This is a genomic window from Saccharomonospora piscinae, from assembly GCF_005862235.1.
Lineage (GTDB): Bacteria > Actinomycetota > Actinomycetes > Mycobacteriales > Pseudonocardiaceae > Saccharomonospora > Saccharomonospora piscinae.
The window spans coordinates 960,514-974,277 of record NZ_VCEK01000001.1; the positions used below are offsets into that span (position 1 = coordinate 960,514).

Consider the following 13,764-nt stretch of genomic DNA (forward strand, 5'->3'; position numbering starts at 1 on the left):
GGACACGGCTACGCAGGCTGCGGACACGGCTACGCAGGCTGCGGACACGGCGTCAGTCCGTGGACACGCCCAATTGCCGTTTCAGCCAGCGCACCTGCGTGACCATGAGGTTCTCGGCCACCTCCTCGGCCTGGGGCGTCATGTGCGTGGCGCCCGCGAGCGGCAGGAACGTGTGGTCCCGGCCCGCCGCGAGCAGTTCCGCCGAGAGCCGCAGCGCGTGCGCGACGAAGACGTTGTCGTCGGCGAGACCGTGGACGAGCAGCAGCGGCCTGCGCAACGACGGCGCGTCGGCGAGCAGGGAGTTGCGCTCGTAGACCTCGGGCTGGTCATCGGGATGGCCGAGGTAGCGCTCGGTGTAGGCGGTGTCGTAGAGGCTCCAGTCGGTGACCGGGGCTCCGGCGACGGCGGCGTGGAAGACGTCGGGCCTGCGCAGCACCGCCAGCGCGGAGAGGTAGCCGCCGTAGGACCAGCCGCGCATGGCCACGCGGTCGAGGTCGAGCAGCTCGGGCCACCGCCGCGCGACCGCGTGCAGCGCGTCGACCTGATCGGCCAGCGTGACGTCGGCGAAGGCGTGGTGGATCTCCTTCTCCCACGCCGGTCCCCGGCCCGGGGTGCCGCGCCCGTCGGCGACGAGCACGGCGAAGCCCTGGTCGGCCAGCCACTGCGCGGTCAGAAAGGCGTTGCGGCTGTGCAGCACCCGCTGCGCGTGCGGTCCGCCGTACGGGTCGAGCAGCACCGGCAGCGGGTCACCGCCGTCGTCGGCACGGCGCCCCGAGGGCAGCACCAGCGCGGCCCGCAACTCACGCTCGCCCACGGTGAGCCAGATCGGCTCCGGCGCCAGGCCGGGCTCCATCGGATGGGAGCCGACGGTGGCGACCGGCTCGCCGTCGCGCAGTACCGACACCGCCGGTCCACTGTGGTCCAGGTTCCACGACGAGAGCACGGTCGTGACAGCGGTCCCCGATCCGATGTGGACGCCCTCCGTTCCGGACAGCCTCCGGACGCCGCCGGATTCGGTGCGGTAGACGTGGATCTGGGTCGGATCGCTCTCGGAGGCCGAGAACAGCACCTCCTCCCCCACGTCCAGCACCGACCGCACCTGGAGCCCGGGTGGGGTGACGGGCCGGCCCGCCACGCACAGCCGGTAGGTGTCGTCGCGGACGCCGACATGCACGAGCCGCCCGTCCGCCGTCCACGCCGGGACGCCGGTGACGATCTCGACCCAGCGCTCGTCGTCCTCGCTGTGGAGCAGTCGCGCGGAGCCGTCCTGCGGGTCGAGCGCGTAGATGTCGAGCCGCCGCTGGTCCCGGGGCGCGACCGCGATCAACGGTGGACCCGCCGCGGACCAGTGGGCCGCGACGAGGTACTCCCAGTCACCACGCTCGACGTCGACTCTGCCGCCGTCGAGGTCGACGAAGGACAGCGACACCGCGGCGTTGTGCGTGCCCGCGGCGGGGTAGGCCACGGTCGTGGCCGGTGACTGCGGGTTCGCGGGGTCCGCGATGGTCCACACCGGCACGTCCGAGCGGTCGGTGCGCTGGACGAGCAGTGCGCTGCCGTCGGGTGCCCACCAGTAGCCGCGTGTGCGGCTCAGTTCCTCCGCCGCGACGAACTCGGCCAGCCCCCAGCTCACGTCGGGACCCTCGTCGGGAGTGAGCGCGCGGGAGACGCCGGTGGCCCGCTCGACGACCCGCAGCCGACCGTCACTGACATAGGCGACGTGCGTGCCGGCCGGGTCGGGCCGGGGATCGATCACGGCGGCGTCCACGAGCGGCTCCGGCTCGCCCCCGCCGTCGACGTCCACGGCGTACAACGTCCCGGACAGGGAGAAGACGGCCAGCCCGAACGCCTCGTCAGTGGCGTAGCCGACGACCCCGCCGGAGGTCACCCGCGCGCGTTCGCGGCGCGCCCGCTCCTCGGGCGGCAGGTCCTCCTCGCCGGGCACCAGCGCGACGGCGTCCACCAGCACCGACTCCGCACCGGTGCGCAGGTCGAGCGAGCACAGGTCGTGGCGCCGGTCGGTGGCCGTGCGGGAGCGCAGGAACAGCACCCGGGTGCCGTCCGGCGAGACCCGGAAGCTCTTGGGAGTGCCCAGGGTGAAGCGCTGGGTGCGGGCCTGGCGACGCAGGAAACTGAGATCGTCCGTCACGGTGTACCACTGTCGCAGACAGGGGCCAGGTGGCGGCCACCACACCCGTGCCGTCGAAGATCCTCGGCGCGCAACGATCCGTAGCCACTCAGCCTCGAATGCGCAACGAACAACGGCGTCCAGCAATGTTCGCCGGATGATTTCGTCATGCGTTCGCCCTAATCTGAACGCATGACGACGTTCGCCGACAAGCCTGCCCGGACCGCCAGCAGCGCCGATTTCATCGCCCTGGACGAGCGGTGGAGCACACACAACTACCACCCACTGCCCGTCGTGATCGCCGAGGGTGAGGGCGCGTGGGTAACGGACGTGCAGGGCGAACGCTACCTCGACTTCCTGTCGGGCTACTCCGCCCTCAACTTCGGGCACCGGCACCACGAACTGGTCTCGGCCGCCGTCGAACAGCTCGGCAGGGTCACATTGACCTCGCGGGCGTTCCACCACGACCAGCTCGGACTGTTCTGCCGCGAACTGGCCGAGCTGACGGGGACCGAACTGGTGCTGCCGATGAACTCGGGTGCCGAGGCGGTCGAGTCCGCGCTCAAGGTCGCGCGCAAGTGGGCCTACCGGGTGAAGGGCGTGCCCGAGGGGCAGGCGCAGATCGTGGTCGCGGACTCCAACTTCCACGGTCGCACCACGACGATCGTCTCGTTCTCCACCGACGACACCGCGCGTGCCGACTTCGGCCCGTTCACCCCGGGATTCGTCGTGGTGCCCTACGGCGACGCCGCAGCGCTGGCCGAGGCGGTGACCGACCGCACCGCGGCGGTGTTGCTGGAGCCGATCCAGGGCGAGGCCGGGGTCGTCGTACCCCCGGACGGCTACCTCGCCGAGGCACGCAGGCTGTGTGACGAGGCGGGTGCGCTGCTCATCGCCGACGAGATCCAGTCCGGTCTCGCCCGCACGGGCACTGTCTTCGCGCTGGACCACGAACGAGTGACCGCGGACCTCTACACGCTGGGCAAGGCACTCGGCGGTGGCATCGTGCCGGTGTCGGCGGTGGTGGGGCGCGCGGACGTGCTCGGCGTCCTCAAGCCGGGAGAGCACGGTTCGACGTTCGGCGGTAACCCGCTCGCCTGTGCGGTGGGGCGCGCGGTGGTCCGCCTGCTGTCCACGGGCGAGTTCCAGCAGCGGTCCACGTCGCTGGGCGCGCACCTGCACACGCGGCTGTCCGAACTGGTCGGTCACGGCGTGTCCGCCGTCCGGGGCAGGGGGCTGTGGGCCGGGGTCGACCTGGCATCCGGTGGTCCGACCGGGCGGGAGGCGTCGGAGGCGCTGCGGGCGCGGGGCGTCCTCTGCAAGGAGACCCACGGCCACACGCTGCGACTCGCTCCCCCGCTGGTGATCGAGGAGTCCGACCTCGACCGGGGTATCGACGCACTCGCCGAGGTCGCCGGTCGCCCGGCGTGAGGGGTGCCGCCACGGCCTGCGGCGCGCTCGCTCTGGTGCTCGGCATGGTCGTGGCGGGACAGCGCGGGCCCTCGGAGGTGGACCGGGTGTTCGAAAGCTGGGTCCACGAGGTCGCGGGCGGGCCCGAGCTGTGGTCCGTGCTGGTGGCACCGACGGAACCGTGGGCGGTGCTGACGGTGCTCGCCGTGGTCGTCGGCGTCGCCGTGGTCCGGCGCCGCCCCGCCGTGGCCGCGCTCGCCGTGGCCGCGCCGGCGCTGGCCGTCTCACTCACGACCCTCGCGTTGAAACCGGCGTTCGACCGGTACTACGACGACCACCTCGCCTACCCCAGCGGGCACACGGTGAGTCTCGTCGCGACGGTGACCGTGGTGGTCCTGGTGTGCGGACCGCGCGGCGCGGTCGCCACGGCGGTCACCGGCGTACTGCTGACGGGTGGCGCGGCGGTCGGCATGGCCGGGCTCGGCTACCACTACGTCACCGACGTGGTGGGCGGCGCCGCCACCGCCGTGGCGCTGACCCTCGGTGTCGCCGTGGCGCTGCGGCGGTGGACGCACCGACGTGCGACGGAGCACCCGGCCGGCCGGCTGGCTCAGCCCGGTGACCCGACGGCCTCACGGGCCAGCGAGGTCAGCCTGCTCACCGCCCGCAGGTACTTCTTGCGGTAGCCACCCGCCAGCATCTCGGCGTCGAACAGCTCGTCCAGCGAGCCGCCCGACACCAGCACGGGCACCGCACGGTCGTAGAGCCGGTCGGCCAGCGCCACCAGCCGCAGCGCGATGGCCTGATCGCCCGCGGGACGCACGCCTCGCAGGTGTACCGCCGCGGCCCCGTCCACGAGCCTGCCGTACCGCGACGGGTGCAGCCGGGCCAGGTGCTCGCAGAGCGCGTCGAAGTCGTCGAGCGTCGCGCCCGGCCATCGCCGTGCCGACGCGGTGAGTTCCTTATCGCTCACCGGCGGGGGTGGGTCGGGAAGCCCCCGGTGGCGGTAGTCGGGGCCGTCCACGCGCACGACGTCGAAGCGCGCCGACAGGGACTGGATCTCGCGCAGGAAGTCCTCGGCCGCGAACCGGCCCTCGCCGAGCTTTCCGGGCAGGGTGTTCGACGTCGCCGCCACGAACACGCCCGCGTCGGTCAGCTCACGCAGCAACCGGTTGACGAGCATGGTGTCGCCCGGGTCGTCCAGCTCGAACTCGTCGATCGCCAGCAGCCGGTGCCCGGACAGTCGCCGCACGGCCTCACCGAACCCGAGGGCACCCACCACATGGGTGAGTTCGACGAACGTGCCGTAGGCCTTCGGGCCGGGCACGGCGTGCCAGACGGAGGCCAGCAGGTGTGTCTTGCCGACCCCGAACCCGCCGTCGAGGTAGAGCCCCTGCCGCTGCGCGGACCGGGACCGGCCGCCGAGGCCCAGCAGGGCACGCCATCCCCCGCGCCCGGCCGGTTCACCCACCCGCTCGGCGAAGCGCGCGCACGCGCTCACGGCCTCGGCCTGGCTCGGTTCGGCCGGGTTGGGCACGTAGGTGGAGAACCGCACGCCGTCGAACCGGGGCGGCGGCACCAGCGTGGAGACGAGCTCGTCGGGGGCGATCTCGGGGTGGCGTGCGGTCAACTGCTCGGTCGGCATACGGCTCAGCGTATGTGCCGCCCCCGGCATGGCATCGCCGGTCGGGCCGTGTTGTGATGGCGGTCGTGGACCGCCTGCTGCCCGACCCGGCCGGACCGTTGACCGACGCCCGGCTGGAGCGGCTCTACGACTACCCCGCCGGTCTCACGCGCCCGTTCGTGCAGGTGAACTTCGTGTCCTCGGCCGACGGCGCGGTGTCGGTGGCGGAACGGTCGGAGGGCCTGTCGCACCCGGCGGACAAGCGCGTGTTCGCGCTCGGCCGCGATCTGGCGGACGTCGTTCTGGTGGGCGCGGGAACCGCGCGAGCCGAGGGGTACCGCGGGGTGCGGGCGCGCGAGGTGCGCACCGAACGGCGCCGCAGGCTCGGTCTGAGCCCGCTGCCCCCGATCGCCGTCGTGACCGGCCGCTGCGGCGTGACCCCGGACGACCCCTTCGTCGCCGACACGGCGGTGCCGCCGCTGGTCATCACCACCCGCGAGGCGCCCCAGCAGCGCAAGGCCGCGCTCACCGGCGCGGGCGTGGACGTCATCGAGGCGGGTACGCACACCGTGGACCCCGCCACGGCGCTGGCCGCGCTCGCCGATCGTGAGCTGCTGCGCGTGGACTGCGAGGGCGGCCCGCAGCTGTTCGGGGCGCTCGCCGCGGCCGACCTGGTCGACCAGCTGTGTCTCACCGTCGCACCGCTGCTGGCCGGGGCGGGGGCCGGGCGGGTCGTCGCGGGCGCGCCGAGCCCGGCACCCCGCTCGCTGCGGTTGGCCTCCGTGCTGCACGAGGACGGTTTCCTGCTGCTCCGCTACCGCAGAGCGGGTGAGAGCCCCGGGTGAGGGCCCGCTCACGTGCGTCTCACCGCGCTCGTGCCACAGTGGAGTGTCGAGGGAAGCTCAGCAGGAAGTGAGGGCTCGTTCCGTGCCGCGCCGTGGTCGTGCTCGCCGCCAGATCGTCCTCGTCGCCGCGCTGACGGGGCTGCTGGCCGCGAGCTGCACGGCGGGACCGTCGACTCGGCCCGCCGTGGTGCAGAACGACGGCGGGCCCCCGGCTCCCTCCACCACCGAGTCCCCGCGCGAGGTGCCGCTGCCGGAGCTGGCGGAGCCTCGCGGGTCGTCGATCGGCTGGGAGGCGTGCGCTCCGGATCTGCTGACCGGCCTCGACCGTGGGCCGGACGCCCCGGCGGTGTCGTGTGCCCGCCTGACGATGTCGCTGGACGCCCCCGGACTGCCGGGCCTCGGCCTCACCCGGCTGGCGCTGAGCAAGGTCGGCGACGGCCCGATCCCGCTGGTGGTGCTCAACGACGTCGGTGGTGTGCCGGGAACCCGCCACGCGGTCGAGCTGGCGCGGACGCTGCCCGCGGAGCTGCGCGAGCGGTTCTCCCTGATCGGCGTCGACCGCAGGGGCACCGGAGCGTCGGACGCGGTGCGCTGCGTGCCGGCCGAGGAACGGGAGGTGCTGCTCGGCCACGACCCCACCACCACGGTCGAACCGATCCTCGACGCGGCGCGGACGGCGGGACAGCAGTGCGCGATCAACCTGGAGGACGTGCAGACCGCGTACGACAGCTGGCGCACCGCGGGTGATCTGGAGGAACTGCGCGCGCAGCTCGGCGTCGCGCGGCTCAACATCCTCGCCCGTGGCGACGGCTCCACCCCCGCCGCCTACTACGCGAGCCGGTTCCCGCAGCAGGCCGGACGGATCGTGCTCGACGGCGTTCCCGACCCGTCCTCCGACGTGCCCGGCGTGCTCGCCGATGTCGCCGAGGGGGCGGAGGCCACACTCGACGCGTTCGCCGAGGACTGCGCCCGGCGGGACTGCCCGCTGGGCGACGACGCCCGCGCCGCCGTGACCGCGCTCGCGGACGAGGCCGGTGCGACGCCGCTGCGGGTGGACGAGCACCGGATGGGGTCGGCGCTCGTCCGGCGCGCCGTGGTGGCCGGCCTGGCCGAGCCCGATCGCTGGCCGGAGCTGGCTGAGGCGATCGCGGCGGCGCGCGACGGCGACGGCGAGTCCCTGTTCGCCTTCGTCCAGCCGTGGCTCACCGACAGCGGTGCGTGGCCCGCCAGGACGGACGGCGCACTCGCCACCCGCTGCAACGACACCGCCACCCGGCTTCCGGGCGATCAGCTTCGCGAGGTCTCGCGCGAGCTGGGGTCCGAGCACCCCGTGTTCGGCGCCGTCGTCGCCCAGCACCTCGCGTGGTGCGGTCCGTGGCCCAGCCGCCAGGAAAGCGTCCCGGAACTCGGCTCGTCCGGCGCGCCGCCGATCCTCGTGCTCAGCACCGCGACCGACCCGCTCACCCCCGAACCGGGCACCGTGCGAGCGGTGGAGCAGATCCCGAGCGCGGTGCGGGTCGCCTGGCAGGGCGTGGGCCACGGAGCGCTCGGGTCCGCCTGTGTCGCCGAGGAGGTCAGCGACTTCCTGGTCGAGGGCACCGTGCCCCGCGACGGCACGCTCTGCCCGGCGTGACCTGCTACGCCCGTCAGCGCAGCAGCAGGGTCGCGACGACGGGCCGGTGGTCGGAGGCCAGGGTGCCGGGCACGGTCGCGTTGAGCGCCCGCACGGGACCGGCCACGGTCACGTAGTCGATGCGCGAAGCCGGGTCGCCTGCCGGATAGGTGTGGCCACCCGCGCGTGAGCCCCACACGTCGCGGACGTGCTCGAACAGCGGTGCCAGCTCGGGCGCGGCGGGCTCGGCGTTGAAGTCACCCAGCAGCAGCTGCCGCGCGCCGGGGGGATCCTCGGCGAGGATGCCGAGCATGTCGTCCACCTGGGCCGCGCGGACCGAGGGATCGCCCCGGAAGTCGAGGTGGGTGTCGTAGACGTGGACCGGGGTGCCGCGAACCGACACGACGACCTCGGCGAAGCCCGGCGCGGGCTCGGGAACGGCGTCGGGATCGAGCGTGGACCAGCGCGTGATGTCGTGGTTGGTGGCCGACAGGATCGGGTGGCGGCTCAGCACCGCCACCCCGTAGCGGCGGCGCTCGTCGCGGCCCGGCGCCGGATCGAGGTCGTAGATCGGCGCGAAGTACACCGACATCCCGGTGAGCCGGGCCAGTTCCCTGGCCTGGTCGGCGTAGCCGCTGCGGTCGGACCAGTGGACGTCGACCTCCTGGAGTGCGACGACGTCCACGTCGGCGGCGCGGACGGCGGCGGCCACGCGGCCGAGATCGGCCCGCCCGTCGGTGCCGATGCCGGTGTGGATGTTGTAGCTCATCACGCGCAGCGCACGGGGCACGGAGGCCGTGGCCGGTGCGGCGAGCATGGTGGCCAGCAGCGCGGTGACGAGGGCGGCGGACAGGGCGGTCAGCGCCCGCCGCGGCGGCCGGCGACGAGGCGCGGCGGAGTGCGTACGGTGAGTCGTCATGCCGGGACACTAGTGCGGTATGCCCGGTCTTGACTGAACCCGGGGCAGATGTTTCGCTGACCGTCGGTGAACCTTCTGTCGTTGCTCGCAGGCCAGACCAAGCACGACCCGCACGCCATCATCGCGATCGACGCCGATCCCGACCAGCCGCAGCATGTCAGCCGCGCCGAACTGTGGCGCCGCACGCTGCAGCTGCGCGCCGATCTCGCGACGGCCGGTGTCGGACGCGGTGACGGCGTGCTCGTCGCGCTGCCCGCGTGGTCCTCGGTACTCGAGTGGCACATCGCGTCCGCCTCGCTCGGCGCTCGCGTCGTCCCGGCCGGTTCCGGCGCGGCGGCCGCCGGGCTCGCCGACCTGCTGCTGCGCGTCCGGCCGAAAGTCGTCGCGCTGCCCCACCTCGCTCCCCTCGGACGCGACGACGCCCGCCCCGCCCTGCGCGACGCGGTGTCGCTCGCGCAGGGTGCGCCGCCGCCGACCGTGGCCGTGGTGACGGCCCCGGGCGGGCGGCCTCCGGTCGACCCCTCGCCGTACGACGTCGGCGCAGGGGCGTGGCTTCCCAGCGCCGCGACGGCGGGGATGCCGATGCCGGACGTGCGGGGCGACGACGAACTCGCCGTGGCGTTCCCGCCCTCCCTGGCGGCGCACCGCGAGTCGGCCCTCACGCGGCACGCGGAAGCGGTCGCGGCCGCGCTCGGCCTCGGCGACGACGTCCTGCTCTGCGCGACCGGACCGGACCATCCGGCATGGCTCGGGCTCGCGCTCGCGGCCGTCGCGGGCGGAGGCACCTGCCTGCTCGAACCGGCGCCGTCTCCCCACGCGGTCCTCGACGACGTGACCCGATTCGGTGTCTCCCACCTCGCGCTCCCCGAGCGGCTCGTGCCGCCGCTGACCGGACCCGGCCGTACACCGGCGACGACCGTGCGCTGGCTCGGCGTCCTCGGCGACACCCTCCCGGAGGGGACGGCGCGGCAGGCGGAGCAGGCTCTGGGCGCCGTCCTCACCACGGTCTACACCGCACCGGGGTTGCTGTGCCCCGCCGCGCTCTGGCCCACCGGCGCACCGCTCGCCGACCGGGTGCGACCGGGCGGCGAACCCCTCGGGCACGGCGCCGAAGTGCGGATCGTCGATCCCGCCACCGGCATCCCGCGCGAACACGGCGAATCGGGCGAAATCCAGCTGCGGGGTTCGATGGCGGCGTGCTCCGTGCTCGACGCTCCGGGCGATCCGGTACCGGGCCGCACGAGCGACGGCTGGTTCGGAACGGGAGACGCGGGCACGCTCGACAGCGGTGGCGTCCTGCGCCGCACGGGCCGCGTCACCGCCACCACACGGGACTGACACCGCCACGCACCCAAGCGTTCTCCGGTGCGGTCGGTGGCGCGTCGCGCCCGTCGCCCGGCCCGCCCGCCGTCGGCTACGGTGGACACCGTGCGAACGCGGGCCAGGATCGTCGTGGGGCTCGCCGTCCTCGTCGTCGTGGCCGCCGTCGCCGCCGCGCTGCTGCCGGTCCCCGGACCCGCCGAGTTGCGCGCGTGGGCGGACGGTCTGGGCATGGCGGGGGTCGCGGCGTTCGTCGCCGCCTACGTCCTGCTCACCGCCGCACCGTTTCCCCGCACCGTGTTCAACCTCGCCGCTGGCCTGCTGTTCGGCGAGTTCGTCGGGATCGCGGTCGCGGTGCTCGCCACCGCGCTGTCGGGCCTGCTCGGTTTCCTCCTCGCCCGCGCGCTGGGCCGCGACGTGGTGCTGCGGCACCTGCACCGCGCGCCGGTACGGGTGGTCAACGACCGGCTCCGGCGTGGCGGCACGCTCGCCGTCGCCTCCCTGCGCCTCATCCCGGTCATCCCGTTCGCTCCGCTGAGCTACCTGTGCGGGGTCTCGTGGCTCACGTTGCGGCCCTACCTCGTGGGCACGGCGCTCGGCAGCCTTCCGGGTACGGTGGCCGTCGTGGTGCTCGGCGACGCGCTCACCGGGACCACACCACCCGCGCTGATCGCCTGCTACGCCACGTTCGCGTTGCTCGGTGCACTGGGACTGTGGCGTGCCGTGCGGTCGGCGGCACCGGAAACCCTTGTGGTCGTGGAGGATTCGCGGACGCGATGACGCGCCCCGCCCGGCGGTTGACGTCGGGTCCGGGGGCAGGGCCGCTACACTCGACCGAGTGTGCGGACGGGGTCGCCGCACCCGGAGCCGAGTTCACGATCGCGGAACGTAACCGAGGAGTAGTGCCATCAACACCGGTCAATTGATCGCAGGTCACTATCGCCTCGTCGAGCACATCGGAAGCGGTGCCATGGGCATCGTGTGGCGTGCGGTCGACGAGCGCCTCGAACGCTCCGTCGCCGTCAAACAGATCATCGCGCAGCCCGGGCTTTCCGACGCCGAGCGCGACACGATGCGGCAGCGGGCGATGCGGGAGGCACGCAACGCGGCCCGGTTCCAGCATCCCAACGCGGTCGTGGTCTTCGACATCGCCGAGCACGACGGCGATCCGTGCCTGGTGATGGAGTACGTCCCGTCGCGCAGTCTGTCCGCGATCCTCACCGAGCACGAGACGATGCCCGTGCCCGAAGTCGCCCGTATCGGGGAGCAGGTGGCCTCGGCGCTCATCGCCGCCCACCGCGCCGGAATCGTGCACCGCGACATCAAACCGGGCAATATCCTCATCGACGACAGCGGTGTCTGCAAGATCACTGACTTCGGTATCTCGCGGGCCACGGGCGACCTCACGCTCACGCAGACGGGACTGATCGGGGGCACTCCCGCCTACCTCGCTCCCGAGCTGGCGCGGGGCGCCGACCCGAAGCCCAGCTCCGACGTGTTCGCGCTGGGCGCGACGCTCTACCACGCCATCGAGGGCCTGCCGCCCTACGGCGACAACACCAACCAGCTGGCCCTGCTCTACGCGGCGGCCAGCGGCAAGATCAACCCGCCTGCCCAGGCGGGCCAGGCCACGGCGTTGCTGATGCGCCTGCTCAGTGCCGAGCCCGACGACCGGCCCAGCATGACGGAGGCCCGCGACACGCTCGCCGCTCTGGCGCTCGGGAAGGCCAAACCCGCGGCGGCCGTCGGTGCGGTGGGCGCCGCCCCACCCGCGCCCAAGGAGCAGACGCGCGAACTCGGCGCCTCCGCCGCGAGCCCGGCCGCACCGCCGCCGTGGCGGCGCGACGCCGCGCCCGAGCAGGCCGCCGCGCCCCGGGCCGCGAATCCCTACCCACCGACCTCGAACGCCACGACCACGGGTGGGACCGCCGGGCCCGACGGACGCAAGAACCTGCTGTTCGGCGCCCTGGCCGCGGTCGTGCTCCTCGCGGCGGCGGCGCTGGTCATCTCTTTGTCCAGTGGCGGAGACGAGAACCCGAACGCCGGAGGGGGCCCGAGCCCGTCGCCCAGCGCGCCCCCGCCCAGTTCCGAGAACCCGGCACCCACGACCGCGGTCAACAGCGGTGGCCCCGTCGGCTGGGGCGAGGCTGGCCAGCTGCTGATCGACTACTACACCGATCCCGGTGACGAGTGGGACATGCTCGCGCCCCAGATCCAGGCGCAGTGGGCCGGTGAGGACGCCTACGAGCAGTACTGGGAGCCGAAGGACGTGCAGTACGCGCGGGGCGCCGAAGCGTACAAGCGCGCCAACAACGACGACGGCTCGGTGGACATCCGGGTCACCGTCGTGCTCGGGGGCACCGAACAGCCGATGTTCGTGCGTGTCATCCGGTCCGGCGACGACCTGCTGATCGCCAGCGACCCCCGGCTGGAGAACAATCAGCAGCTCTGACGCTCGTCACGTGGGAGGAGCCCGCCACGTGGCTTACCGTGGAGATATGGCCGAGAACCCGGGCGCCGAGCGGCACCCTCGCTTCGACGACGACCTCGTCGGGTTGGATCCGCAGGATCCCGAAGCTCGGGAGTTCGCCGAACACCTGGACCGGATGCAGCGCTGTGACCCGAACTTCACCGTGGAGGGATCGCTGCGGGGCGTCGCCGACTTCGCCGAGGGCAGCACGCGAGCAGGCGGTCTGCGCTGGTGGGTGGCCCTGCTCATCATCTGCCTCATCCTCGTCGGTGTCCTGTTCAGCGCATGGGACATCCTGGGCGATCTGTTCGCCTGGCTCGCGGGTTAACCTGGAGACCATGGACTCCCGTACCGAACCGAACCCGAAGGTCGTCAAGTCCGACGAGCAGTGGCGGGCCGAGTTGCGGCCCGAGGAGTACGCGGTCCTGCGACAGTCCGGCACGGAACGCCCGTTCACCGGCGAGTACACCGACACCACCACCACGGGCGTCTACGACTGCCGCGCCTGCGGCGCCGAGCTGTTCCGCAGCGACACGAAGTTCGCGAGCCACTGCGGCTGGCCGTCGTTCTTCGACCCCGCCGACTCCGACGCCGTCCTGCTGCGCGAGGATCGCTCGCTGGGCGCGGTACGCACCGAGGTGCTGTGCGCGACCTGCCACAGCCACCTCGGCCACGTCTTCGAGGGTGAGGGCTACCCCACGCCCACCGACCAGCGCTACTGCATCAACTCGCTCGCCCTGCGCCTGGTCCCGGCCGAGGACTGAGCTTCATACCGTCTCGACTTTGCAGGGCAACCCGTGCGCGCGGCTGAGGCGCAGGTCCGCCGTCAGCAGTGGAAGATCAAGCCGAGCCGCTAGCGCAACGTAGAGCGCGTCGTAGAAACGAACGCGATGCCTCAGTTCCCATGCCTGTCGCCCGATCACCCCGGCGTGTGGATACCGCTGGTCGACCAGCGCGTCCAGTGCCCACACGACCGAGGCCGCCCAGTCAGCGTCAAGCTCACCCGACGTTACTTTGCGGCGGAGGACGTCACCAACTTCAGCGTCGAACAGGTGTGGCGCGTGCAAATCGGCGTTCGGTACCAGTTCAAGCGGTGACGTAGTGCCCGCCGGTCCGAGCAGCAGTTGCAGCGCGGCCGACGCATCCAGCACGTACTCCGCGTTCATTCGTCGCTTCCTTCGGGCCACGGACCGCGGATGGCATCTAGATCGGCGAGGATGCTCTCACGGCTAATCTCACCCTGACCGCTCGCGGCCGCGGACTCGCGAGCACTGTCGAACAAGGCTTTCCTCCTGGCTCGGCGGGCGAGAGTTCCGGCTTGCTCCCGCATGTAGGCCTGTAACGACTTGCCTTCGGACTCCGCAGCCCGGCGCAACGATTCGTAATCGTCCTCGCGAATGTTTCTGATCTGAATGGTGGCCATAGCGCTATTCTAG

General features: G+C 72.8%; 14 protein-coding genes. 9 read left to right on the forward strand and 5 right to left on the reverse strand.

All coding sequences use genetic code 11. The features are described 5' to 3' along the window. Positions 1-52 precede the first annotated feature (52 nt). On the reverse strand, positions 53-2,149 hold the full coding sequence (locus FFT09_RS04640; protein ID WP_138381911.1) for a S9 family peptidase: 2,097 nt from the start codon (positions 2,147-2,149) through the stop codon (positions 53-55). A 171-nt stretch (positions 2,150-2,320) separates the two neighbouring features. Between FFT09_RS04640 and rocD the strand changes: the two genes are divergently transcribed. Both rocD and FFT09_RS04650 read left to right on the forward strand, forming a co-directional pair. Next, positions 2,321-3,559 carry an ornithine--oxo-acid transaminase gene (rocD, locus tag FFT09_RS04645; protein ID WP_138381912.1) on the forward strand — a complete coding sequence of 413 codons (1,239 nt, stop codon included), beginning with the start codon at positions 2,321-2,323 and terminating at the stop codon, positions 3,557-3,559. Then, a complete protein-coding gene (locus tag FFT09_RS04650; RefSeq protein WP_244231208.1) occupies positions 3,556-4,224 on the forward strand; it encodes a phosphatase PAP2 family protein in 669 nt (222 codons plus the stop codon). Before rocD ends, FFT09_RS04650 begins: the two co-directional genes overlap by 4 nt. On the opposite strand, the gene zapE is transcribed toward FFT09_RS04650, so the two are convergent. Beyond that, a complete protein-coding gene (gene zapE / locus FFT09_RS04655) occupies positions 4,149-5,183 on the reverse strand; it encodes a cell division protein ZapE (RefSeq protein WP_138381913.1) in 1,035 nt (344 codons plus the stop codon). The two genes, FFT09_RS04650 and zapE, sit on opposite strands and share 76 nt — an antisense overlap. 56 nt (positions 5,184-5,239) lie before the next feature. Between zapE and FFT09_RS04660 the strand changes: the two genes are divergently transcribed. Together FFT09_RS04660 and FFT09_RS04665 are read left to right on the forward strand one after the other, a co-directional pair. Further along, complete coding sequence (locus FFT09_RS04660) at positions 5,240-6,007, forward strand: pyrimidine reductase family protein (protein ID WP_138381914.1); 768 nt, start codon at positions 5,240-5,242, stop codon at positions 6,005-6,007. A gap of 82 nt (positions 6,008-6,089) precedes the next feature. Continuing rightward, positions 6,090-7,640, forward strand: coding sequence for an alpha/beta hydrolase (locus FFT09_RS04665; RefSeq protein WP_138381915.1), 1,551 nt, complete (start codon positions 6,090-6,092; stop codon positions 7,638-7,640). A gap of 13 nt (positions 7,641-7,653) precedes the next feature. On the opposite strand, the gene FFT09_RS04670 is transcribed toward FFT09_RS04665, so the two are convergent. Further along, positions 7,654-8,436 (reverse strand): endonuclease/exonuclease/phosphatase family protein, encoded by a 783-nt coding sequence (locus tag FFT09_RS04670; RefSeq protein ID WP_420852673.1) that lies wholly within the window; start codon positions 8,434-8,436, stop codon positions 7,654-7,656. Positions 8,437-8,604: 168 nt separating this feature from the next. Here FFT09_RS04670 and FFT09_RS04675 point away from each other — a divergent pair, with 168 nt between their 5' ends. From FFT09_RS04675 to msrB, 5 genes are all read left to right on the forward strand, one after another. Then, entirely contained in the window at positions 8,605-9,876 is a 1,272-nt protein-coding gene (locus FFT09_RS04675) for an AMP-binding protein (RefSeq protein ID WP_138381917.1), read from the forward strand. A 90-nt stretch (positions 9,877-9,966) separates the two neighbouring features. Then, positions 9,967-10,638 (forward strand): TVP38/TMEM64 family protein, encoded by a 672-nt coding sequence (locus FFT09_RS04680; RefSeq protein ID WP_081191035.1) that lies wholly within the window; start codon positions 9,967-9,969, stop codon positions 10,636-10,638. 190 nt (positions 10,639-10,828) lie between these two features. Then, positions 10,829-12,310 carry a serine/threonine-protein kinase gene (locus tag FFT09_RS04685; protein WP_244231209.1) on the forward strand — a complete coding sequence of 494 codons (1,482 nt, stop codon included), beginning with the start codon at positions 10,829-10,831 and terminating at the stop codon, positions 12,308-12,310. Positions 12,311-12,356: 46 nt separating this feature from the next. Beyond that, positions 12,357-12,656 carry a hypothetical protein gene (locus tag FFT09_RS04690; RefSeq protein WP_081190886.1) on the forward strand — a complete coding sequence of 100 codons (300 nt, stop codon included), beginning with the start codon at positions 12,357-12,359 and terminating at the stop codon, positions 12,654-12,656. A gap of 10 nt (positions 12,657-12,666) precedes the next feature. Further along, entirely contained in the window at positions 12,667-13,092 is a 426-nt protein-coding gene (gene msrB, locus FFT09_RS04695; protein WP_138381919.1) for a peptide-methionine (R)-S-oxide reductase MsrB, read from the forward strand. A gap of 3 nt (positions 13,093-13,095) precedes the next feature. Here msrB and FFT09_RS04700 read toward each other — a convergent pair whose 3' ends face one another. Together FFT09_RS04700 and FFT09_RS04705 are read right to left on the reverse strand one after the other, a co-directional pair. After that, positions 13,096-13,494: a type II toxin-antitoxin system VapC family toxin gene (locus tag FFT09_RS04700; RefSeq protein WP_081190888.1), complete on the reverse strand. Its 399-nt coding sequence runs from the start codon at positions 13,492-13,494 to the stop codon at positions 13,096-13,098. Then, positions 13,491-13,751 (reverse strand): antitoxin, encoded by a 261-nt coding sequence (locus FFT09_RS04705; RefSeq protein WP_138381920.1) that lies wholly within the window; start codon positions 13,749-13,751, stop codon positions 13,491-13,493. Before FFT09_RS04705 ends, FFT09_RS04700 begins: the two co-directional genes overlap by 4 nt. Positions 13,752-13,764: the final 13 nt, after the last annotated feature.